Here is a 21874-nt window from a genome sequence, read left to right on the forward strand (position 1 = left end):
CCTTTTATTACAACACATCTCTCTATTATAACCACCTTTCATATCTAACTTCTATACCTTTAATAATAATTATTATATACATAAAGTTGATTTACAAAGTTTATATGCGGTAAACTTATACAGATATTCTTTTAATCTTATTCCTTATAAAATGAGTTAATTTAAAAACATAAAAATTTGAGGAGTTAAAATTCTATGATGAAACAAAACCAGCTTGTCTCAGTTGTTATCCCTCTATACAATGCAGAGAAATATATTGAAGAGACGATGCAGTCAATACTAGATCAAACATATAAAAATATCGAAATTGTAATTGTAGATGATGGAAGTAAAGATCAATCACCTTCTATCGTGAAAAACCTTGCTGAAAAATACCCAAGGCAAGTAAAATATGTTCATCAAAAAAACCAAGGTGTTTCGGTAGCTCGTAATACAGGAATTGAAAATGCTAGTGGAGAATATATTGCTTTCCTTGATAGTGATGACTTATGGCATCCAACTAAAATTGAGAAGCAAGTCGAAAGTATGCATAAAAACAACATGGACGCGTGCTATTGTGGTTATATGAATTTCTACGAAGAAACAGGCGAGAAGGTTGAACATACAACAAATTTTATTAAAGGCGATATGTCAAAAGCATTCCTAACACATCAAGTTGTTGCTCAAACAAGTACTTGGATTTTCAAACGATCCATCGTAATGGATCATAACATTCGTTTTACACCAGGATGTAGTTGGGGCGAAGACTTGGAGTTTTTATTTAAACTAATGAGTGTAACAAGTGTATGTTATGTTGATGAATACTTAACTTATTATAGAATCTTATCAGAAGGAAATCTTTCTTCAAAATATAAAGATTATGAATTAAAAACGACAAAAGAGCTGGAAGTATTCAATCGTATGAAGGACTGGGTACATAATAAGTCTCAAGATTTCATTACAAAAGACCCTCAGTCACTTATTGAGATTCTTGAGACTTATTTATTCCCTTATACAGTCATCAATAACGCTTGTATATATATTAAGGGAAACTCTCGATTAGATAAATCACAAGTTCAATTAATCAAAAAAGATATCAAGAAATATTGCCGTAAAATCTATTCAAAGAATGGAAAGCGTAGTAAAAAACTATATGCAATGCTTTGGTTTGTACGAATTAAATTTCTGTTTTCTTAAACTGAAAATATAACGATACTCTCTCTTTCTGTGAACAAATCAAATTTACAAATAGGACAAGCTAACCGGGTCCTAAAGAATAGAAAGGTCTTTTCTCATGAAAACAAATAAAATTCTAAAAAACGCATCCTACCTCTTTGTAGGAAACATTACTGTTCGTTTTGTACTGGCTATTGCAACAATTCTCTTTGCAAGATATGTTTCACCAGATGAGTACGGGATGTTTACAGTTGCATTAGCAGTTTCCGCTGTCATTTGCTATTTTACGGATGCAGGTTTGACACATACGTTTATGCGTGAAGGAACAAGAAGCAACGCTAACATTAGCGTATTAATAAGCAGTTATTTACGAATTCGTTTAGTATTAGCTATCGTAATTTCTGTGCTCTTCGCCATTTTCGCTCAGTTCTTCTACACTGATGCTTACTTACGTGCCATGGTATATTGGGTCGTACTACCAACCATGTTTGGAGCTACTTTACAAGGGGTTGGGATGGCCTATTTCCAAGTAACAGAGCGTATGCAATTCACAGCGATTATTTCTGTACTACAAGGTGTGACGGCCGCAGCCGCTCTTCTGCTAGGGATGTCATTTAAATGGTCACTTATGATGGTTGCTGCTATGTATGGAATATCTAGCCTTGTAACAGGAGTCATTGCCTTTATAATGACAATCCGCTATACAACAATTCATAAGGGTTGGAATAAAGGCATTTTAGATCAATTACTTATTTTCACAGTCAATGGCGTTATCATTATGCTTTTACCGCAGTTAGGTCCTATTATCTTAGAAAAAGTTTCAACAAAAGCACAAGTTGGATTCTTTGGGGCCGCCTATAAAATACCTGCTGTACTTTACCAAATACCTGGTGTAATTGCAGCAGCCTTTTATCCAAAATTGTTTGCTTTTGGAAACGAAAATAATATTGATGAACATAGAAAGCTATCTCAATTCGAATTAAAGCTTATGTCTTTCTTAGGGATGGGAATTTCTATCCCGTTTATTGCCGATCCAAATTTTTGGATTGTAACTCTATTAGGTGAAAAATATGCGCCAGCTGGTAATGCACTTGCAATTTTAGCCTTTATGGTCATTTTACAATCTATCAACTATCCGCTTGCTGATAATTTAACAACAGCTGGTCAACAATGGAAACGTGCGACAACTATGGCAATTGGATTAGCTGTCGCTATCATAAGTTACATCATATTAGGTAGCCAATTTGGAATGATGGGAGCTGCTGTAGCTGCTATCCTTACTGAGATTACATTATTAATCGGATTTTCATTATTCGTTCGTAAAGGATTTTCATTGCTATTCAAAGGAATAATATTCAATACACTAGCATTTATAATTAGTTATGCAATATATCGCACAGTATTAATTAGCTTACCACCACTAGTAGCTTTAGTACTTACTGGTATATTGTATGGCATTATTGGCCTTGCAATTGACCCACAAATACGTGGATTAATTTTAGGGTTTGTAAATAAAAAGCTAGGTAGATAAACAATAACAAGGCAAGCTTCTAAATTGTAAATAGAAGCTTGTTTTTTTACTTATATACAATTCCCCTTCATAATAAAAGGTTCTAGGTACAACCCCAATATATTTCTCGTACTTCTCTCCACTTAATACAACTGGTTTTTCCGTCAAATATATTATTTCCACAAATTCATTGATCTGCTTATCAAACAGACCAAAGAACTGGATTATTCCTCTCTTTACAGTTATTACTCATTTGGTATATCTCGTTAATTCCCGTATGTGTTGAATCATTTCCTCACCTGTAATGACACCATAACCTGGTATGTTCCAATTTTGTCCATAGGCCTCATCATGTGAAGCTAATTCAACCATTGCTTTTGCACCATCTGGTGTAAAAATATATTCACGGGCAATCTTTTTATCTCCAACAAAGCTAGACATCTTATTTGCAAGTATTGCCTTTAATTTATGATGGACAAGTGTGCATTCTGCATTTGGACCATAAAAGTCTGGGAAATGAGCAATAAACATTCGTACATTAGCTTGTTTTGAAAATATATACATTTTGAAATGATGGCATTATATGAAAGAATTTAGTATCATGATTCAAGGTACTATTTCAAGTTGGACGGAGGATACTATGAGCTTATTAACAGTTGAAAAATTAGGACATACATTTGGCGATCGTACATTATTTAAAGATGTATCTATGCGATTACTAGCAGGTGAGCACGTTGGATTAGTTGGTGCAAACGGTGTTGGTAAATCAACATTCATGAATATCATTACTGGTCAGCTTATTCATGACCAAGGTCGTGTAGAATGGACACCGGGCACACATTACGGTTACTTAGACCAACATACGGTTTTAACGCCTGGACGTACAATTCGTGACGTACTAGCGGATGCATTTTTACCGCTATTTGAAAAGGAAAAAGCTTTAAATGAAGTTACAGAAAAAATGGGAACTGCTACACCAGAAGAACTAGAAGAACTTCTTGAGCAAATGGCAGAAATACAAGATGCACTTGAAGCAGGTGGTTTCTATTTACTAGATATGAAAATTGAAGAGGCTGCACGTGGTCTTGGAATTGATGCAATTGGTTTAGATCGTGATGTTTCAGCACTAAGTGGTGGACAACGTACAAAGGTATTGCTTGCAAAGCTATTACTTGAACAACCAGAAGTATTATTACTTGATGAACCTACCAACTATTTAGACGTTGAACATATTCATTGGTTAACGAATTATTTAAAAGAATACCCACATGCGTTCTTGTTGATTTCCCATGATACGGAATTTATGAATAAATGTGTTGATGTTATTTTCCATCTAGAATTCACAAAAATGACGCGTTATACAGCAACATATGAAAAATTCCTAGAGCTAGCAGAAATCAATAAAAATCAACATATAAACGCTTATGAAAAACAACGCGAGTTTATCAAAAAGCAAGAGGACTTCATTGCAAAGAATAAAGCTCGTTATTCAACAACAGGTCGTGCAAAGAGTCGTCAAAAACAACTTGATCGCATGGAACTTATTGATCGCCCGGAAACGGCAATTAAACCTGAATTCTCATTTAAAGAAAGTCGCGCAAGTAGTCGCTTCGTCTTTGAAGGTGAAAATGTAGAAATCGGATATACACATCCGCTACTACCAAAGCTATCAATGACGATCGAACGTGGTGAAAAAATTGCTATTGTTGGATGTAACGGTGTTGGTAAATCCACGTTACTAAAAACAATCTTAGGTAAAATTAAACCTTTAAGCGGTAAAACAAGCCTTGGTGACTTCTTAGAGCCTGCATACTTTGAGCAAGAAGTTAAAGCTGACAATATAACACCAATTGATGATGTATGGAATACATTCCCTGGCCTAGACCAACATCAAATTCGTGCGATGTTAGCAAAATGCGGATTAAAAAATGAACATATTTCTCGTCCATTAAGTCAATTAAGTGGTGGAGAACAAGCAAAAGTTCGTTTATGTAAACTAATGGGTGAAGAAAGTAACTGGCTACTATTTGACGAGCCGACAAACCATCTTGATGTTACAGCAAAAGCGGAACTTAAGAAGGCTATGAAAGCATATAAAGGAACAATCCTCCTTGTATGTCACGAACCGGACTTCTATGAAGATTGGATCACAAAAGTTTGGGATGTTGAAGAGTGGTCTCAAAATAGTAAGTAGTCTTATCTAAAAAAAACTCCTTGTATGAACAAGGAGTTTTTTGCTTGTTTTTATTAAGAATTTTTTATATTGTAATATCCCATAAGTCGCAATTTAAATTCTTTTAATTCCGGATATGTCTCTAAATTTGCTAACATTCCTCTAATGACCGGAATTCTTGGATTAGACAATCTCATCTCCGCCTCTAAAACATCTAATGTAACAAGTAATTCATCATTTTCTAATTGATCCGCTAAAGTACGTTTAAACACAATAATTTCTTTTAAAAAATGTTCCTTAATCTGTTCCTTAATAAGCTCTGATTTACAAAGAAATTCTCCAAGCTTTTCTTCATGTAACACAGGTTCTTCTGAAGATTCTACCAATCCATCTACTAAATCGTCTACTCTTTTCAAAATAAAAGCAGAGACGTAAGATAAGTCTATTTCTGGCGCTTGTAAAATAATTAGTTCTAAATATCCACGGCATATGCCTTCTACCATAATGACTAAATCTAATAAATATGGCATAACCTTATCACCATAGATAGACAGTAAACTATTCCGATAAAATGCGTGAGACTCTAACTTCATCCGCATCATAAATTCTTCTACTTCTTTATTAAAAGGAATCGCATTTTCCCTTGCATGCATAATAATAAATTCTTTATGCTTTTGTATATCATTAAACTGGCAATGCAATTGTTTTGCAAATTTTTCACGTGGCAATAACGACTCTTTTTCAATATCCATCATTTTATTTTGAATCTTGTCATAGTAATATCGAAGTGTCGCTAATAAAAGTTCCTCTTTTGATTTAAAGTATAAATAAAAGGCTCCCTTAGATATGCCACAAGCTGTCACAATTTCCTGCACCGATGTCGCATTTACACCCTTAGTCGCAAATAACTTCATAGCCATCTCTATAATTAAGCGCTCTTTTTCTTTCATATCATGTCTCTCCTAAATTTAATCTCGCATCTTATTATGAATGTATTATACCATCCCTTTTCATTGACGGCTGACCAATCAGTCAGTTATATTATGTATTAGACTGACCAGTTGGTCAATATAATACAAAGGGAGCGCAAACATGAACAAAATTATTAATTTTTCGTTAAAAAATAAGTTCGCAGTTTGGCTACTAACCATTATCGTTACCATTGCAGGTATTTATTCTGGGCTGAATATGAAGCTGGAAACAATTCCTGATATTACAACACCTGTTGTAACAGTAACCACGGTTTATCCTGGTGCTACACCAGAAGAAGTAGCTGATAAAGTTTCAAAACCGATGGAAGAGCAACTGCAAAATTTAAGTGGTGTAAACGTTGTTAGTTCATCATCTTATCAAAATGCATCTTCTATTCAGGTAGAATATGATTTTGATAAAAATATGGAAAAGGCTGAAACAGAAATAAAAGAAGCTCTCGCAAATGTGAAACTGCCAGAAGGCGTAAAGGACCCGAAAGTTTCACGTGTAAACTTCAATGCCTTTCCTGTTATTTCATTAAGCGTAGCAAGTAAAAATGAATCTTTAGCTACCTTAACTGAAAATGTGGAAAAAAATGTTGTGCCAGGATTAAAAGGACTTGATGGAGTCGCATCTGTTCAAATTTCAGGTCAACAAGTAGATGAAGTACAACTTGTCTTTAAAAAAGATAAGATGAAAGAATTAGGTTTAAGTGAAGATACTGTAAAAAATGTAATTAAAGGATCGGACGTATCTTTACCACTTGGCCTATATACATTTAAAGACACAGAAAAATCAGTTGTTGTAGATGGAAATATTACAACAATGAAAGCATTAAAAGAATTAAAAATCCCTGCTGTTCCTTCATCAGCAAGCGGTCAAGGTAGTCAAACTGCTGGAGCTGGTGCACAAATGCCACAAATGAATCCAGCTGCTATGAACGGGATTCCGACAGTTACATTAGACGAAATTGCTGACATTAAGGAAGTCGGAAAAGCAGAATCTATTTCTCGAACAAATGGAAAAGAAGCAATTGGAATTCAAATTGTCAAAGCTGCTGACGCCAACACAGTTGATGTTGTAAATGCAGTGAAAGATAAAGTAAAAGAACTTGAGAAAAAATATAAAGACTTAGAGATTATTTCAACATTCGACCAAGGTGCACCTATTGAGAAATCAGTAGAAACAATGCTGAGCAAAGCCATTTTTGGTGCTATTTTTGCGATTGTTATTATTATGCTGTTCCTACGAAATATCCGAACAACATTAATCTCTGTCGTTTCCATACCACTTTCTTTATTAATTGCTGTATTAGTCATAAAGCAAATGGATATTACACTTAACATTATGACGCTTGGAGCAATGACAGTCGCTATCGGGCGCGTTGTGGATGACTCCATTGTTGTTATTGAAAATATTTACCGACGTATGTCGTTATCAGGAGAGAAACTACGCGGGAAAGATTTAATTCGTGAAGCTACGAAAGAAATGTTTATTCCGATTATGTCTTCTACCATTGTAACAATTGCTGTATTTTTACCGCTTGGACTAGTAAAAGGTATGATTGGTGAAATGTTCTTACCATTCGCCTTAACTATCGTCTTCGCTTTATTAGCATCGTTACTAGTAGCAGTTACAATCGTACCGATGCTAGCTCATTCTTTATTTAAAAAAGAGAGCATGAGAGAAAAAGAAGTACATCATGAAGAAAAACCAAGTAAATTAGCAAACGGTTATAAACGTATACTTGCATGGGCCTTAAATCATAAAATCATCACATCAAGTATTGCTGTCCTTCTATTAGTTGGTAGTCTTGCACTTGTTCCAATTATCGGTGTAAGTTTCTTACCATCTGAAGAAGAAAAAATGATTATTGCAACGTACAACCCTGAACCAGGTCAAACGTTAGAAGACGTTGAAAAAATTGCAACGAAAGCTGAGAAGCACTTCCAAGATAATAAAGACGTCAAAACAATTCAATTCTCATTAGGTGGCGAAAACCCAATGAGTCCTGGTCAATCAAATCAGGCAATGTTCTTCGTACAATATGATAACGACACGAAAAACTTCGAAAAAGAGAAAGAACAAGTCGTTAAAGATTTACAGAAAATGTCTGGAAAAGGCGAATGGAAAAACCAAGACTTCGGAGCAAGTGGCGGTAGTAACAAAATCAAGTTATACGTTTACGGAGATAGCTCAGAAGACATTAAGCCTGTCGTAAAAGATATTCAAAACATAATGAAGAAAAACAAAGACTTAAAAGATATAGACTCTAGTATTGCAAAAACATACGCAGAATACACTTTAGTCGCAGATCAGGAAAAGCTAAGTAAAATGGGTCTAACGGCTGCACAAATTGGAATGGGACTTTCTAATCAACATGATCGCCCTGTTCTGACAACAATTAAAAAAGACGGTAAAGATATCAATGTATATGTAGAAGCTGAAAAACAAAATTATGAAACAATCGATGACTTAACAAATCGTAAAATTACAACGCCGCTTGGTAATGAAGTGGCTGTAAAAGATGTGATGACTGTAAAAGAAGGAGAAACTTCGAATACAGTGAAACACCGCGATGGCCGTGTTTATGCGGAAGTAAGTGCAAAACTAACATCTGATGACGTTTCAAAAGCATCCGCCGCGGTTCAAAAAGAAGTAGATAAAATGGATCTTCCTTCTGGCGTAGATGTTTCTATGGGAGGCGTTACAAAAGATATTGAAGAATCATTCAAGCAACTTGGCTTAGCGATGTTAGCTGCGATTGCTATTGTATACTTCGTTCTTGTCGTTACATTTGGCGGTGCTCTTGCACCATTCGCAATTTTATTCTCGCTACCATTTACAATCATTGGAGCCCTTGTTGCCTTATTAATCTCTGGTGAAACGTTAAGTGTCTCTGCAATGATCGGTGCCCTTATGTTAATCGGTATCGTTGTAACAAACGCAATCGTGCTTATCGATCGCGTTATTCATAAAGAAAATGAAGGTCTAACAACACGTGAAGCTTTATTAGAAGCTGGTGCAACACGCCTTCGCCCGATTTTAATGACTGCAATTGCAACAATCGGTGCTCTTATCCCGCTCGCATTAGGATTTGAAGGTAGCGGCTTAATTTCTAAGGGACTTGGTGTAACAGTAATTGGTGGATTAACAAGTTCAACATTATTAACACTTCTTATTGTTCCAATCGTTTATGAAATATTAAGCAAGTTTAAAAAGAAAAAAGTAAAGTAACAAAAAAATAACCTCGCTAACTGCGAGGTTATTTTTTATTTCCAAACAAGATTAGGAAATCACCATAGCCTTCTTTTTCTAATTCCTCTGTTGGAATAAATCGAAGAGCTGCTGAATTTATACAATAGCGAAGTCCATTTGGTCCTGGACCATCTGGAAATACGTGGCCGAGATGTGAATCTCCTTCCTTACTTCTCACTTCTGTACGCGTCATATTATGACTCACATCCATTTTTTCCTTCACACTAGCTGACATAACTGGCTTCGTAAAACTAGGCCATCCACATCCACTATCAAATTTATCTAGAGAAGTAAACAAAGGTTCACCTGAAACGATATCTACATAAAGACCTTCTTCTTTATGATTCCAATACTCATTTCGAAATGGTGGTTCTGTACCATTTTCCTGTGTTACATAAAATTGCATCTCACTGAGTTTTTCCTTTAAATGAGCATTATCCTTTGGCCAATGTTGCTTAATAAACGCATCTCGCCCTGAGCCCTTACGGTATAACTCGTAGCGGAATTCATTTTTCTTATGATATCCTTGGTGATATTCCTCTGCGGGATAAAACGTAGCAGCTGGCAATATTTTTGTCGCAATCGGCTTTGAAAAGCGCCCACTCCTTGCAAGCTCTTCTTTTGAAGCCTCTGCTTTTTTATGTTGTTCTTCATTATGATAAAAAATCACTGTTTCGTAAGACTGTCCGCGATCGTGGAATTGCCCACCTACATCAGTCGGATCAATTTGTCTCCAATATATATTTAATAACTCCTCATACGGCATTTTATTTGCATCAAATGTAATTTGTACTGCCTCATAATGTCCCGTCGTTTCTGAACATACTTCTTTATATGTTGGATTCTCTTTATGACCACCTGTATAGCCAGAAACAACCTTTATAATTCCTTCCATCTCTTCAAATGGCGAAACCATACACCAGAAGCACCCTCCAGCAAATGTAGCTAATTCTACCTTTTCATTTACAGCCATTCTTTCACCCCTATTCTATCTTCTCCTTACAGTATGGCATAAGAAACATCATGTTATAAAAGAAAAAGCATCGAACATCGATGCTTTTTTCTCTTCACTTTATTTTTTTCCAGCGTCCTTCTCCATTTCATCACTTGTCACATCTAAGACATCTAATAAGAAAATGAAGATTGGAATACCGATAATTAATCCCCATACACCTAAGAAGTGTTCCGAGAAGATTAATACCATAAACGTATAGAAAATTGGTAAGTTTGTTTTTTGCGACATAAACTTCGGATTTAACACGTAACTTTCAAGCGCATGAATGACTGTTACGATAACTAAAATATAAACAACGTACATAATACCGCCGATATTGTAAGCAATCATACAAAGCGGGAATAACGAAATGATAACCCCAGCTACTGGAATTAAACCAAGTAAGAAGATCATTAACGCTAAACCTAATAATTGTGGGAATCCTAATATCCATAATGCAATAACGGATAAAACGCAGTTAACAACTGCAATTAAAAATTGTGCCTCAATTACTTTTCCGAATGAACGTGCAAATTTCTTACCGAAGTACTCGATTTCAGTATAGAAAATTGCAAGTCTGCTCTCTTTAAATTTTGCAGTAAAAGCAACGATACGAGCTTTCTCCAATAAGAAAAATAAACTTAAAATTAAAGAAAGTAACACTTGAAGGCCAAATTTCCCAACATTCGTAATCGATTTATACAAAATGTCAACGCCTTGTCCTACATACTTCGAAAGTTCCATATGATTAACAGCATTAACTGCATACTTAATTAATTCACTGTCCGGTGGGTTTCTTAAAAATACATTAAATTGATAAATCAATTGTGAAATTTGTATCGTTAATACTGGTAAATATTTAAATAGCGTAATAGCAATTCCACCAATTAACATGACATATAGAAATGCTATAATGAGTTTTCGATTAATGGGCATGAAATGATCTAATTTGCGGGAAATAAACTTTTGGAATCGATCCATTAAATACGTAAGAATAAACGTAATTAAAATTAAATTCAACATACTTTGCAGCCCGTATAACACGAGAGCAAGTATTACTAATACGAGTAACCTCTGAAATCCTTTGCTTTGAAACAGGTTTTTTATTTGCATAATCGACGAGTACTCTCTCCTGTCCTATAAAGTAAAACGTTAATAAGTAGATTTTTCTCTCTTTTCTACTTTTAATTATTCATTCATATTAAGATTTTTATAAGCTCATTATACGCCTACCTTAGCAGATCTATAGTAGCTTACTTCTTATTTTACAATACAATGACCTAATTCAAAACGTATTCTACACAGTATTAATGAAGATTTAAGGAAACTTACATTTTGTCACAATAGGTCTTACCACTACTGTAACATAAAAAGCAAGCTATCAGTAGAAATCTGTCCTACAAATAGCTTGCTTTTCTCATTTTTTAAGTAAGTTTTACTATCCAATGAATGGCATGAACATCGGTATGACAACTACCGTTACAACTCCAACTACTGTTACAGCAATACTTGCCATAGCTGCCTCTACTTCACCCATTTCAATTCCTACTGCCACTCCTAATGCATGACCTGCTGTTCCAAGTGCTAAACCTTTTGCAATTGGATGTTTCACTCTAAATGTTTTTAAGAATAACGCTCCTAATGCGTATACGATGACTGCGTTAAAGATTACTGCAAATGATGTAATTGCTGGTATACCACCAATACTTTCAGAGATTGGTAATGCAATTGCTGTTGTTGCCGCTTGTGGTAACATTGAATTCATTACTGCTGTATCTAGGCCAATTGCTTTTGCAACAATGAACACGACAATTACTGAACAAATAGATCCAACCACGATAGCTGATAAAATTTGCCACCAATATTTTTTCAACTTATCCACTTGTTTATATAATGGAATTGCAAACGCGATTGTTGCTGGCTCTAAGAAAAAGCTAATCATTTTTCCACCAGTATTATATTCTTCGAAAGTAAAGTTACCTACTTTTAAAAAGACAATCCCTAATACCATCGCTACGAATAATGGTGTGAATAAGAAGAACCCTTTTGAATGCTTGAATAATAATGTTCCGATTCCATATGCGATTAATGAAACGACGATTCCGAAATATGGAGTCATTGTGCTTGCCATGTTCATTCCCTCCTAACAATATATACTAAAATGGTTACGCAACTTTTCCGTGCTTGCGTCCTTTATTTACTACTTTCAATTCTTTTGTATCTTCTGTTTCTTTTTTATCTTTTCCTAAAATAAATTGTGCAAATAATCCTGTTACAGCGAGTAAAATAACTGTTGCGACAACAATTACAGTTAAAATTTGTACAAAATATTGTCCCATTACACCAAGAGAATTAATAACCGAAATACCTGATGGGACGAAAAGGAATCCGATAATACCTGTTAAAGCTGTTCCAAGTGATTCAACTTGTTCCAATTTAATAACCTTTAAACATAATAGACTAAATAAAATGACTAACCCGATTACCGATGAAGGCATCGGAATTGGTAAATGTGTTGCAATAATATTAGAAATTAACATAATAGCTGAGAATATGAATGCTTGTGATAAGAAACTATATACTTTTTTCGTACTCATTTTGGCCACCTCTTTCGATTTGGTACCTTTATTGTATAGGATATAACCGTCTTAGTAAGCGTTTACATAATAGAACGTCAAATATACAGAATCAGTTACAAATATAAAAGGATGAAATACAAAAGCTGCTTCTTAAATACGAAGCAGCTTCTTGAGTTCTTTTGCATATGTACGACTAACAGGTACTTTTGATCCTTCTTTCATAATTAAATTATAAGTAGAATTGAACCACGGCTGGATTTCAGTAATATGATTAATATTTGCAATGAAGCTACGATGTACACGCATAAAACTTGCTTGCGGCAACTTCTTTTCCAAAATCACAAGTGTATCGTGTGTTATATATGTGTCCCTCATTGTTTTTACTGTTACTTTTCCATCCACAAGTCCTACATATATAATATCTTCAATATTCACAAGTACGATTGATTCTTCAATTGGTAATGCTAATTTATGCATATCTGCCGTTACATCTGCCCCTTTTATTTCTTGCTTCGTTTCTATTTGTGACTGCTTTTGTTTTTTATACTTCTTTAATGTTTGTACAATACGTTCTTCATCAAATGGCTTTAAAATATAGTCTAACGCATCTACTTCAAATGCTTGCAACGCGTATTGATCATAGGCAGTCGCAAATACAATGGCAGGTGGATTTTTCATCTTCTTTAATATATTCGCGATTTCAAATCCGTTATCATCAGATAACTGAATATCTAGGAAAACAATATCTGGTTTGTTTTTCATTAGCTCTTCTAATGCGTCCTCTACACAATCAGCCTCACCAATTATCTCAACTTCCTTCGTTCTTTCTAATAAATACTTTAGTTCATCGCGTGCTAACATTTCATCATCAACTACTAGTACTTTTAACAATCTGCTCTTCCTCCCCTACTTTTTTTGGAATAACAAAAGTAATCTCTGTCCCCTCGTTTAATTTACTTTCGATATGAAGCATCGTTTCTTTTCCAAATAGCCCAATAAGACGTTCATTAATATTATATAAAGCTGTTCCAGTCCCTTTCTTGGACGAAACTACCATCTTTCCTAATTGTTCTAAACGTTCTTCCTCAATTCCTTGCCCATTATCTTTTACTTCAAAATGAACCATACCCTCTTTTTCAAAAACATGCACTTCCACTTGGCATACTGGTTGCTTCTTCGGGAAAGCGTGTCGCAACGCATTTTCAACCAATAGTTGAAGAACAAATGGTGGTACTAAAGTTGTCTTTAGCTCATCCTCAATATACACCTTTACTTCATACTTATTTGGAAACCTTGCTTGTTCTAGCGATAAGTATGCCTGTACATGGTTTAATTCTTGTTCTAGTGGAATCAATAACTGACGTGCCCCTTGTAAATTACAACGGAAATACACACTAAGCTGTAATAATAACTTCCTTGCTTTTTCTACATCTGTTCGGCATAAAGCTGATACTGTATTAATCGCATTAAATAAAAAGTGTGGGTTAATTTGTGCTTGTAATGCCTTTATTTCCGCATCTTGCAATAATTTACTTTGCAACTCAGCTTCCCCTAATTCAAGTTGTGTAGAGAATATTTTTGCTAACCCTTCTGCTAATTCCTCTTCCACACGACTTAACTGGTTAGGATTTTTGAAATACAGTTTTAATGTCCCTATCGTATTTCCATGTGAAGTTAGTGGAATAACAATCGCCGCTTGCAAAGGGCATCCTTCATGTTGACAATTAATGACCTCACGTGATTTTGCTTTCATTATTTTTCCTGTGTGTAACACTTCTTTCGACAAACCAGTTATTAAACTATGTGAAGGAATATGGTGATCTGATGCTAATCCAACATGAGCTAATATTTTCTCTGTATCTGTTAAGGATACCGCATCAGTTCCTGTAAAGCGGTGAATAATTTGTGCCACATGCTTACACGATTCTTCTGTTAAGCCTTGGCGAAAATACGGTAACGTTTTATCTGCAATACGTAATACCTTATGAGTCTGAAGTGCCTTTGCATTCTCTTCCTGGCGCAAAATAGCTTGTATCATAGAAAGTAAAATAAAACTTCCAAAGCTATTTACAAGGATCATTGGTATCGCAATTGTTTTCACAATACTCATTCCATCCTCTACAATTAATAAGATCATAATCATTTCTAAAGAAACGATAAACACACTTAAAACCGCTGAAAATTTAGGCGTAATTGTACGATTATACTTTTTGAAAATGTATCCAATATAACCTGTTATAACCCCCGCTAAAATTGAAGAGATTGCACAACTTAGTGCAGTCGTCCCGCCAAGCATATAACGGTGAATACCAGCAATCGATCCTACTCCAATTCCAACGATAGGTCCGCCAAGCAATCCACTAATTCCAACACCCATAATACGTGTATTCGCGATTGTGCTCGATGAAGAAACACCCTGTAGCCAATTTTCATTCATAATCGTATTACCCGCTATTTCAATCCCAGTGTAATTGCTTACAATTGTAAACACCGAAAAAATACAAATAAGCTTAAGCTTATCTACATAACCATCTTGCTTATGAAGAAGGCGCCTGAATGTTTTAATATGCGAAAGTAAAAATCCTAAAATAACAATAAGTCCGACGCGTTCAATCATCATAAGTACTAAATTTAGCATCTGTGATTCATTCCTTTTTATAGTAGTTAGTTTTATTATCGGAAAATAGTGAAGTGGGCGTCAAGAAGAATGAAATACCTTTTGCAATATTTTACACATAACAATTCCCTCTTTATTTGACAATCTAATAGAAGAGTGCTAAAAATAAATTAATATAATACAGTCCTTTAACCCAACCCCGTGAGGTTGAGAAGGAAGTCGGAATACAATATACGTATGTTCTTTTCTAGGAATACGTATGCTTTTTTGGCCTTCTCATCATATCAGGTGAGAAGGCCTTTTGTTATTCTTCCATAGCGACTGTAGAAGAAAATAAGGAGGAATAATGATGAACGTCACTACTGATGTACAATCAACAACAGAGGAGACGAAAGAGAAAAGATATAAAACACTATTTGGGTCTGCGCTAGGATATGCAGCAGAAGGCTTAGATATGTTGCTCTTATCTTTCGTGCTCGTCTACATTTTAAAAGAATTTCATTTAAGCCCTATTGAAGGTGGGAACTTAACTTTAGCTACTACAATAGGAATGCTAATTGGGTCTTATTTATTTGGATTTATTGCTGATTTATTTGGGCGTATCCGTACGATGGCCTTCACAATCTTACTATTTTCACTCGCGACAGCACTTATTTATTTCGCAACAGATTATTGGCAATTATTAATTCTTCGCTTTTTAGTAGGAATGGGAGTTGGTGGTGAATTCGGAATTGGGATGGCCATCGTAACTGAAACATGGTCGAAAGAAATGCGCGCAAAGGCAACATCCGTTGTGGCACTTGGATGGCAATTCGGCGTACTAGTCGCTTCACTCCTACCAGCATTTATCGTTCCACACTTTGGATGGAGAGCCGTTTTCTTATTTGGACTCATTCCCGCACTACTAGCTGTCTATGTCCGAAAAAGTTTAAGTGAACCGAAAATATGGGAACAAAAACAACGATACAAAAAAGAATTGTTACAAAAAGAAGCTGAAGGTAATTTAACAACTACTGAGGCAGAGCAATTAAAGCAAATGAAAAAGTTCCCACTTCGAAAGCTATTTGCAAATAAAAAAGTAACGCTAACAACAATTGGTCTTATTATTATGTCATTCATCCAGAACTTCGGATACTATGGAATCTTTACATGGATGCCAACTATTTTGGCGAATAAATATAACTACACATTAGCAAAAGCGAGCGGTTGGATGTTCATCTCTACGATTGGCATGCTCATTGGAATTGCAACTTTTGGTATTCTAGCCGATAAAATTGGTCGCCGTAAAACTTTTACAATCTATTATGTTGGTGGTACTATATACTGTCTCATTTACTTCTTCTTATTCACAGATTCAACATTATTGCTATGGGGAAGTGCATTGCTTGGGTTCTTTGCAAATGGCATGATGGGAGGATTCGGAGCAATTTTAGCTGAAAACTATCCCGCTGAAGCTCGTTCTACAGCAGAAAACTTTATTTTCGGTACTGGACGTGGTTTAGCTGGCTTTGGACCTGTTATTATCGGATTACTTGCTGCAGGTGGTAATGTAATGGGGGCATTATCTCTTATCTTCATTATCTATCCAATCGGTTTAGTTACAATGCTATTATTTGTCCCAGAGACGAAGGATAAAGTATTAGAATAGATTGAAACTACACAGTGTACGATCTTCCTTCAAGAAAGATAGTTATATAAATAGCAAAGAGGAAGCATCTCTAATGAAATGCTTCCTCTTTTGATATAAAATATACAATTATTTATTTTGATCTACTAGCTTTTTGGAACAAGAAAGAAGTTTGCTCTTCTTCTTTTACAATACCTTGTTTTAATGCTAGTTCCCCTGCCACTTTAGGCGCTAGCCATAGCATTGGGAACAACAGAACGGATACTGGGACAGCTGTTACTACGATGAATGATTGCAATGCATTAATACTTCCCTCACCCATGTATAAAAGAATTGCCGCAACTGCTCCCATAATAAGCGACCAAAAAATTCGTAAGCTAATTCTAGGATCTCCGTCTCCAGTCACTGCCATCGAAATCGAATAAGCCATTGAATCTCCTGTTGTCACTACAAATAAAATTGTTAATAAAAGAAATGCCGGTCCAATAATATGAGAGAGTGGCAGTTGCTCTGTAATTGCAATCATAGCAGCTGGCATACCAGATGCACTTAATGCGGTCGATATAGAACCAGGATTCATTAACTCATAAAACACACCTGATCCCCCTAGTATAGTAAACCAAAACGTTGTAATAATAGGTGCAATAATTCCAATTGCAACGATGATTTCTCGAATTGTTCTTCCTCTTGAAATGCGGCTCACTAAAATTGCCATCATCGGTCCATATCCAATAAACCACCCCCAGAAAAAGATTGTCCACGATCCTAACCAACCTGTATCACCGCGGTATGTGCTCATTGGAATAAATTCATTTATATAAAATCCAAACGAAGATACAAACGAATCAATAATAAATCCACCTGGTCCACATAATAATACAAATACCATTAATAAAATCGCTAATTTAACATTTAAATCGCTTATAATTTGAATCCCTTTATTAATTCCTGTTACTGCAGATATAGTAGAAACCGCAACTACACAAATAATAATTGCTAATTGAGTAGTAAAAACATCAGGAATATTAAACAATGCTTGTAGGCCATAACTTGCTTGTAAGCCTAAAAATCCGATTGGTCCAATCGTCCCTGCAGCTACCGCAATAATGGCAAATGCATCAATCATTGTTCCAAGCAAACTCTTTCGCAATTTCTCACCAAAAATAGGATATAAAAGCGTTCGAGGTTTTAACGGCATACCTTTATGATAATGCCCATACATCATAACTACCGCACTAATTGTACCTAAAATCGTCCAAGCCAAGAAACCCCAATGCATATAACTTTGCGCTAAAGCAGGCATGACCGCTTCTTTCGTTCCAGCAGATATACCTTCATGTATTGGTGGCACCGTCATCAAATGGTACATAGGCTCTGCTGCTGCCCAAAAAACGCCACCCCCGGCAAGTAATGTAGACATAATAATAGCAAGCCATTTTGCTGTACTAATCTCAGGTTTTTCTAATCCCCCAAGTTTAACTCTCCCATATTTCGAGAACGCCATACACATTGCAACAATAAATGTACCAATTAATAAAACTTGCCAAAAGGCACCAAAATATTTAATTGAAGCTGCAAAACTACTATTAATGGCTCCCTCTACGTAACTTTTATTTAAAAAAACCGCAATTACAAATAATAAAAGTGAGCCACCACTAATAAGAAATACAGGCCAATCCGTTTTTCGACTCTTCATCCTCATTTACACTTCCTCCTTCCTCAGCAATCTAAAAAAACAACTTTATTATGTTTTATTGTTTACACCCAAAACACAATGATTATATAAGAATAATAATTTATCTATTTCCTACACACTTATGTTGTCCCTAAAAATATGCTAAATCCCTTATTTAAAAGAAAATTTCTATTCCTCTTACATAAAAAAGCAAAATAAAAGACCTTATATTTCTATAAGGTCGTCGAAACAGAAATTTGATTATAACATAAGGAACTCCTTGGTTCAAAAAGCTCCTTCCAAAAATAACCGAGGGTAAAGGCTTCCATTTGCTACGTAACAGTAGTTAAAAAAATTATATTTTTACAGAAAATGCCCTATACTACAAACTATTTATGAAAGAAATTCGGCTTCAAAATCTCATTCGGATACGGTTTATGATAAATATGGGTGGTAGCTGGAGATAACGGCGGAATGAGCCACACCCAATTGCCCGTTACAACACGACCACAAGCAGCTTCTTGCTTCTCAAATTGCTGAAATTGTTGTGCCGCAGTATGATGGTCAACAATACTCACTCCTTGTTTTTTAAAGGAATATAAAACAGCCACGTTTAATTCAACTAACGCCTTATCTTTCCATAACGTACCATTTCTCGATGTATCCAAATCCATCATTTCCGCAACTGCCGGAAGTAAATTATAACGATCATAATCTGCTAAGTTACGTGCCCCAATCTCTGTTCCCATATACCATCCATTAAACGGAGCTGCTGTATAGGAAATACCGCCAATTTCTAAGCGCATATCTGAAATCATTGGAACCCCGTACCATTTTGCTCCAAGTGACGAAATTGGGTATTCTGGGTGTTCAATTGGCACCTCTTTTACTTCTTCTTTCGGAATTTCTTTATATATCGGCGCTTTTCCATCTATAGAAAACACAAGTGGCAATACATCGAAATTCGTACCTTCTCCTTGCCAGCCAAGTTCTTGACAAAAATCTGTAAACACAGCGGAATGAGAGTCACCAATCACTCCCATTTCTGTTTTATATCCTGCATACCGAATCAATTGGTGATTATAAATTCGTATATTATTTTCTTCACCTTGATATTGCTTAAAAATTGTAATGGTCGGTTTCACTTTTCCGTTGTTCGTTGCATATTGAATATGATGAATTAATGCATTATATACACCTTCCTCATCATTTACTTCACGTGCATCTAATATGTGCATCTTACTCCAAAATAGTCTTCCGATACATCGATTACTATTGCGCCATGCCATTCGCGATCCGTGAACAAGTTCTTCAAATGTATGTTCATACGTCCCCGTCTTCTCTATTTCAACTCGAATTTCTTTCATGCGTTCTTCTATGACTTGTTCTTTATTAAGCTCTTTATAGCAAATCGTAATAAAATGACTCGCTTCCTCTATTAATTGTTTCGTTTTACTCATAAACGATCTCCTTCTATTTCAACAAAACGTTCTACTTTACAGTATAAGCAAAAAGAATAAGAGTCACAAATGAAAGTCGAAGTGTTACTTTTATTGTAATATTTTTCAGAAAATTAAAGAGATTACTATTGACTTGCATAAAAAATAGGTGTATTTTTGACTCAGGTAAATTATTTTTACCTATACCAACTTTTAGAAGGAAAGGAGGGAATGTCATGTCTTCATTTCAATTGCCAAAGCTTTCATATGACTATGATGAACTAGAGCCATATATCGATAGCAATACACTTTCTATTCATCACGGGAAGCACCATGCGACATACGTAAATAATTTGAATGCTGCATTAGAAAACTATTCGGAATTACATAATAAATCTTTAGAAGAGTTACTATGTAATTTAGACACTTTACCAAAGGAAATTGTTACAGCTGTAAGAAATAACGGTGGTGGACATTATTGTCATAGTCTTTTTTGGGAAGTAATGAGCCCACGGGGTGGCGGCGAGCCTAATGGAGACGTTGCAAAAGTAATTGATTATTATTTCAATACCTTTGACAACTTAAAAGATCAACTGTCTAAAGCAGCAATTAGCCGTTTTGGAAGTGGTTATGGCTGGCTTGTCCTTGATGGTGAAGAACTTACTGTAATGAGTACACCTAATCAAGATACACCTTTACAAGAAGGTAAGATTCCATTACTCGTCATTGATGTATGGGAACATGCCTATTATTTAAAGTACCAAAATCGTCGCCCAGAATTTGTTACCAACTGGTGGCATACAGTGAACTGGGACCGGGTAAATGAAAAGTATTTACAAGCAATTCAATCACAAAAACATTAGTCGTGCGTATAAGGTAAGTTTGGTAATGTAAAATTAGTATTGTCGAAATCCTCCAGAATCCCCCGGATTGCCACCGGGGGATTTATGATTATTTCATTGCATGTATGTAATAACGTAATACTTTTTCTATTTCTATTTTCAACTCTCGGAACGGGAATCCTAATTCATTAGCTTTTCCATTATGTAATGTACAATTAGTCACTTCATTATAAGGCGCTACATTGTCTACTGCTTCTTGAACAAGTGCTTTTATTCCCGTAGTTTCTTCTATGTAATGAATAATGTCCCGAGCAGAAACTGCCCCGTTGCTACAAGCATTAATTGGCCCTTCTATGTCTTTCATCCCGCACCAAACTAAAAATCCCCCTGCTTCTTCTTCATGTATAAACGACAACTTTCCATCTAGATGATTCACTGCGACAGGCTCTTCTCTCACGATATGTTCAACGTAAAATTGTAACCTTTTCGTATAATCGTTTTCTCCAATAACAACCGGAAAACGAGCTGCAACAACTGGGAATGTTGCTTGTTGAAATACAACGGCTTCGGCTAATCTCTTTCCTTCACCATAATTGAAGTCATTCCTATCTCCATACGCGATTGCATACTCGTACGGATTAAAGTCTTCTTCTGATAAGCTTAGTGCAGGTTCATAGACAGCCATTGAAGATGTCATAACATATTTCTTCGTTTTCCCTCGTAACACTTCACATATTATCTTCGCTGCATTCGAGCTATAGCATAAATTATCGTATACAATATCATAACTTTTATCTTCTAGACGCTCTGCTAGTTGTTTTTCATCTTCTCTATCTACAATAAGTCTTTTTACTGCACTTCCAAAAGAATCTTCCGTAATTCCTCTCGTCGCAATCGTTACATCGTGCCCCTCTTGCAAAAGTGCTTCTACTAAATGTTTACCAAAAAATCTTGTTCCCCCTAGCACCAATACTTTTTTCAACTTCATCATCCCCATTTTAGAAAATTGTAAAATACTACCTCTCTATTATAA

General features: G+C 35.4%; 16 protein-coding genes and 1 pseudogene. 6 read left to right on the forward strand and 11 right to left on the reverse strand.

Annotated elements, in window-relative coordinates:
• The first annotated feature begins 195 nt into the window (after nucleotides 1-195).
• Both RCJ96_RS20585 and RCJ96_RS20590 read left to right on the forward strand, forming a co-directional pair.
• Nucleotides 196-1176 carry a glycosyltransferase family 2 protein gene (locus RCJ96_RS20585; RefSeq protein ID WP_416503986.1) on the forward strand — a complete coding sequence of 327 codons (981 nt, stop codon included), beginning with the start codon at nucleotides 196-198 and terminating at the stop codon, nucleotides 1174-1176.
• 97 nt (nucleotides 1177-1273) lie between these two features.
• Nucleotides 1274-2686 (forward strand): oligosaccharide flippase family protein, encoded by a 1413-nt coding sequence (locus tag RCJ96_RS20590; protein WP_416503985.1) that lies wholly within the window; start codon nucleotides 1274-1276, stop codon nucleotides 2684-2686.
• On the opposite strand, the pseudogene RCJ96_RS20595 reads toward RCJ96_RS20590, so the two are convergent.
• A pseudogene (locus RCJ96_RS20595) lies at nucleotides 2675-3217 on the reverse strand (short chain dehydrogenase); the annotation flags it as partial. The gene RCJ96_RS20590 and the pseudogene RCJ96_RS20595 sit on opposite strands and share 12 nt — an antisense overlap.
• 88 nt (nucleotides 3218-3305) lie before the next feature.
• On the opposite strand from RCJ96_RS20595, the gene RCJ96_RS20600 reads away from it, so the two are divergent.
• On the forward strand, nucleotides 3306-4859 hold the full coding sequence (locus RCJ96_RS20600) for an ABC-F family ATP-binding cassette domain-containing protein (RefSeq protein WP_000055410.1): 1554 nt from the start codon (nucleotides 3306-3308) through the stop codon (nucleotides 4857-4859).
• 53 nt (nucleotides 4860-4912) lie between these two features.
• Here the strand turns inward: RCJ96_RS20600 and RCJ96_RS20605 are convergent, their stop codons facing one another.
• A complete protein-coding gene (locus RCJ96_RS20605) occupies nucleotides 4913-5788 on the reverse strand; it encodes a TetR/AcrR family transcriptional regulator (protein WP_416503984.1) in 876 nt (291 codons plus the stop codon).
• Nucleotides 5789-5930: 142 nt separating this feature from the next.
• Between RCJ96_RS20605 and RCJ96_RS20610 the strand changes: the two genes are divergently transcribed.
• Complete coding sequence (locus RCJ96_RS20610; protein WP_446699839.1) at nucleotides 5931-9047, forward strand: efflux RND transporter permease subunit; 3117 nt, start codon at nucleotides 5931-5933, stop codon at nucleotides 9045-9047.
• 28 nt (nucleotides 9048-9075) lie between these two features.
• On the opposite strand, the gene msrB is transcribed toward RCJ96_RS20610, so the two are convergent.
• The 6 genes from msrB to lytS form a co-directional block, all read right to left on the reverse strand.
• Nucleotides 9076-10041 carry a peptide-methionine (R)-S-oxide reductase MsrB gene (gene msrB, locus RCJ96_RS20615; RefSeq protein WP_000290164.1) on the reverse strand — a complete coding sequence of 322 codons (966 nt, stop codon included), beginning with the start codon at nucleotides 10039-10041 and terminating at the stop codon, nucleotides 9076-9078.
• Between the two features lie 99 nt (nucleotides 10042-10140).
• Entirely contained in the window at nucleotides 10141-11175 is a 1035-nt protein-coding gene (locus RCJ96_RS20620; protein WP_001166015.1) for an AI-2E family transporter, read from the reverse strand.
• Between the two features lie 325 nt (nucleotides 11176-11500).
• Nucleotides 11501-12193 (reverse strand): antiholin-like protein LrgB, encoded by a 693-nt coding sequence (lrgB, locus tag RCJ96_RS20625; RefSeq protein ID WP_000168869.1) that lies wholly within the window; start codon nucleotides 12191-12193, stop codon nucleotides 11501-11503.
• 34 nt (nucleotides 12194-12227) lie between these two features.
• Nucleotides 12228-12659, reverse strand: a complete 432-nt coding sequence (gene lrgA, locus RCJ96_RS20630; protein ID WP_000104902.1) for an antiholin-like murein hydrolase modulator LrgA — start codon at nucleotides 12657-12659, stop codon at nucleotides 12228-12230.
• Between the two features lie 132 nt (nucleotides 12660-12791).
• Entirely contained in the window at nucleotides 12792-13532 is a 741-nt protein-coding gene (locus tag RCJ96_RS20635; RefSeq protein WP_000921833.1) for a LytR/AlgR family response regulator transcription factor, read from the reverse strand.
• Nucleotides 13510-15279 carry a two-component system sensor histidine kinase LytS gene (gene lytS, locus RCJ96_RS20640; RefSeq protein ID WP_000933578.1) on the reverse strand — a complete coding sequence of 590 codons (1770 nt, stop codon included), beginning with the start codon at nucleotides 15277-15279 and terminating at the stop codon, nucleotides 13510-13512. Before lytS ends, RCJ96_RS20635 begins: the two co-directional genes overlap by 23 nt.
• A gap of 328 nt (nucleotides 15280-15607) precedes the next feature.
• Between lytS and RCJ96_RS20645 the strand changes: the two genes are divergently transcribed.
• The gene (locus RCJ96_RS20645) at nucleotides 15608-16906 is read left to right on the forward strand and encodes an MFS transporter (RefSeq protein WP_416503982.1); all 1299 of its coding nucleotides are present in this window, start codon (nucleotides 15608-15610) and stop codon (nucleotides 16904-16906) included.
• A gap of 112 nt (nucleotides 16907-17018) precedes the next feature.
• Here RCJ96_RS20645 and RCJ96_RS20650 read toward each other — a convergent pair whose 3' ends face one another.
• Both RCJ96_RS20650 and RCJ96_RS20655 read right to left on the reverse strand, forming a co-directional pair.
• Nucleotides 17019-18587 (reverse strand): BCCT family transporter, encoded by a 1569-nt coding sequence (locus RCJ96_RS20650; protein ID WP_242304454.1) that lies wholly within the window; start codon nucleotides 18585-18587, stop codon nucleotides 17019-17021.
• 362 nt (nucleotides 18588-18949) lie between these two features.
• Nucleotides 18950-20020 (reverse strand): nitric oxide synthase oxygenase, encoded by a 1071-nt coding sequence (locus tag RCJ96_RS20655; protein ID WP_416503981.1) that lies wholly within the window; start codon nucleotides 20018-20020, stop codon nucleotides 18950-18952.
• 215 nt (nucleotides 20021-20235) lie between these two features.
• Here RCJ96_RS20655 and sodA point away from each other — a divergent pair, with 215 nt between their 5' ends.
• The gene (gene sodA, locus RCJ96_RS20660; RefSeq protein ID WP_000094044.1) at nucleotides 20236-20862 is read left to right on the forward strand and encodes a superoxide dismutase [Mn]; all 627 of its coding nucleotides are present in this window, start codon (nucleotides 20236-20238) and stop codon (nucleotides 20860-20862) included.
• An 88-nt stretch (nucleotides 20863-20950) separates the two neighbouring features.
• On the opposite strand, the gene RCJ96_RS20665 is transcribed toward sodA, so the two are convergent.
• The gene (locus tag RCJ96_RS20665) at nucleotides 20951-21832 is read right to left on the reverse strand and encodes an NAD-dependent epimerase/dehydratase family protein (protein WP_416503980.1); all 882 of its coding nucleotides are present in this window, start codon (nucleotides 21830-21832) and stop codon (nucleotides 20951-20953) included.
• Nucleotides 21833-21874: the final 42 nt, after the last annotated feature.

The organism is Bacillus sp. BSL6, from assembly GCF_052928345.1.

What these genes read in the sequence shown, in the direction of transcription:
- RCJ96_RS20585 (WP_416503986.1), top strand. Translation starts at nt 196, where the DNA reads ATGATGAAACAAAACCAGCTTGTCTCAGTTGTTATCCCTCTATACAAT.
- RCJ96_RS20590 (WP_416503985.1), top strand. Translation starts at nt 1,274, where the DNA reads ATGAAAACAAATAAAATTCTAAAAAACGCATCCTACCTCTTTGTAGGA.
- RCJ96_RS20600 (WP_000055410.1), top strand. Translation starts at nt 3,306, where the DNA reads ATGAGCTTATTAACAGTTGAAAAATTAGGACATACATTTGGCGATCGT.
- RCJ96_RS20605 (WP_416503984.1), bottom strand. Translation starts at nt 5,788, where the DNA reads ATGAAAGAAAAAGAGCGCTTAATTATAGAGATGGCTATGAAGTTATTT.
- RCJ96_RS20610 (WP_446699839.1), top strand. Translation starts at nt 5,931, where the DNA reads ATGAACAAAATTATTAATTTTTCGTTAAAAAATAAGTTCGCAGTTTGG.
- msrB (WP_000290164.1), bottom strand. Translation starts at nt 10,041, where the DNA reads ATGGCTGTAAATGAAAAGGTAGAATTAGCTACATTTGCTGGAGGGTGC.
- RCJ96_RS20620 (WP_001166015.1), bottom strand. Translation starts at nt 11,175, where the DNA reads ATGCAAATAAAAAACCTGTTTCAAAGCAAAGGATTTCAGAGGTTACTC.
- lrgB (WP_000168869.1), bottom strand. Translation starts at nt 12,193, where the DNA reads ATGGCAAGCACAATGACTCCATATTTCGGAATCGTCGTTTCATTAATC.
- lrgA (WP_000104902.1), bottom strand. Translation starts at nt 12,659, where the DNA reads ATGAGTACGAAAAAAGTATATAGTTTCTTATCACAAGCATTCATATTC.
- lytS (WP_000933578.1), bottom strand. Translation starts at nt 15,279, where the DNA reads ATGCTAAATTTAGTACTTATGATGATTGAACGCGTCGGACTTATTGTT.
- RCJ96_RS20645 (WP_416503982.1), top strand. Translation starts at nt 15,608, where the DNA reads ATGAACGTCACTACTGATGTACAATCAACAACAGAGGAGACGAAAGAG.
- RCJ96_RS20650 (WP_242304454.1), bottom strand. Translation starts at nt 18,587, where the DNA reads ATGAGGATGAAGAGTCGAAAAACGGATTGGCCTGTATTTCTTATTAGT.
- RCJ96_RS20655 (WP_416503981.1), bottom strand. Translation starts at nt 20,020, where the DNA reads ATGAGTAAAACGAAACAATTAATAGAGGAAGCGAGTCATTTTATTACG.
- sodA (WP_000094044.1), top strand. Translation starts at nt 20,236, where the DNA reads ATGTCTTCATTTCAATTGCCAAAGCTTTCATATGACTATGATGAACTA.
- RCJ96_RS20665 (WP_416503980.1), bottom strand. Translation starts at nt 21,832, where the DNA reads ATGATGAAGTTGAAAAAAGTATTGGTGCTAGGGGGAACAAGATTTTTT.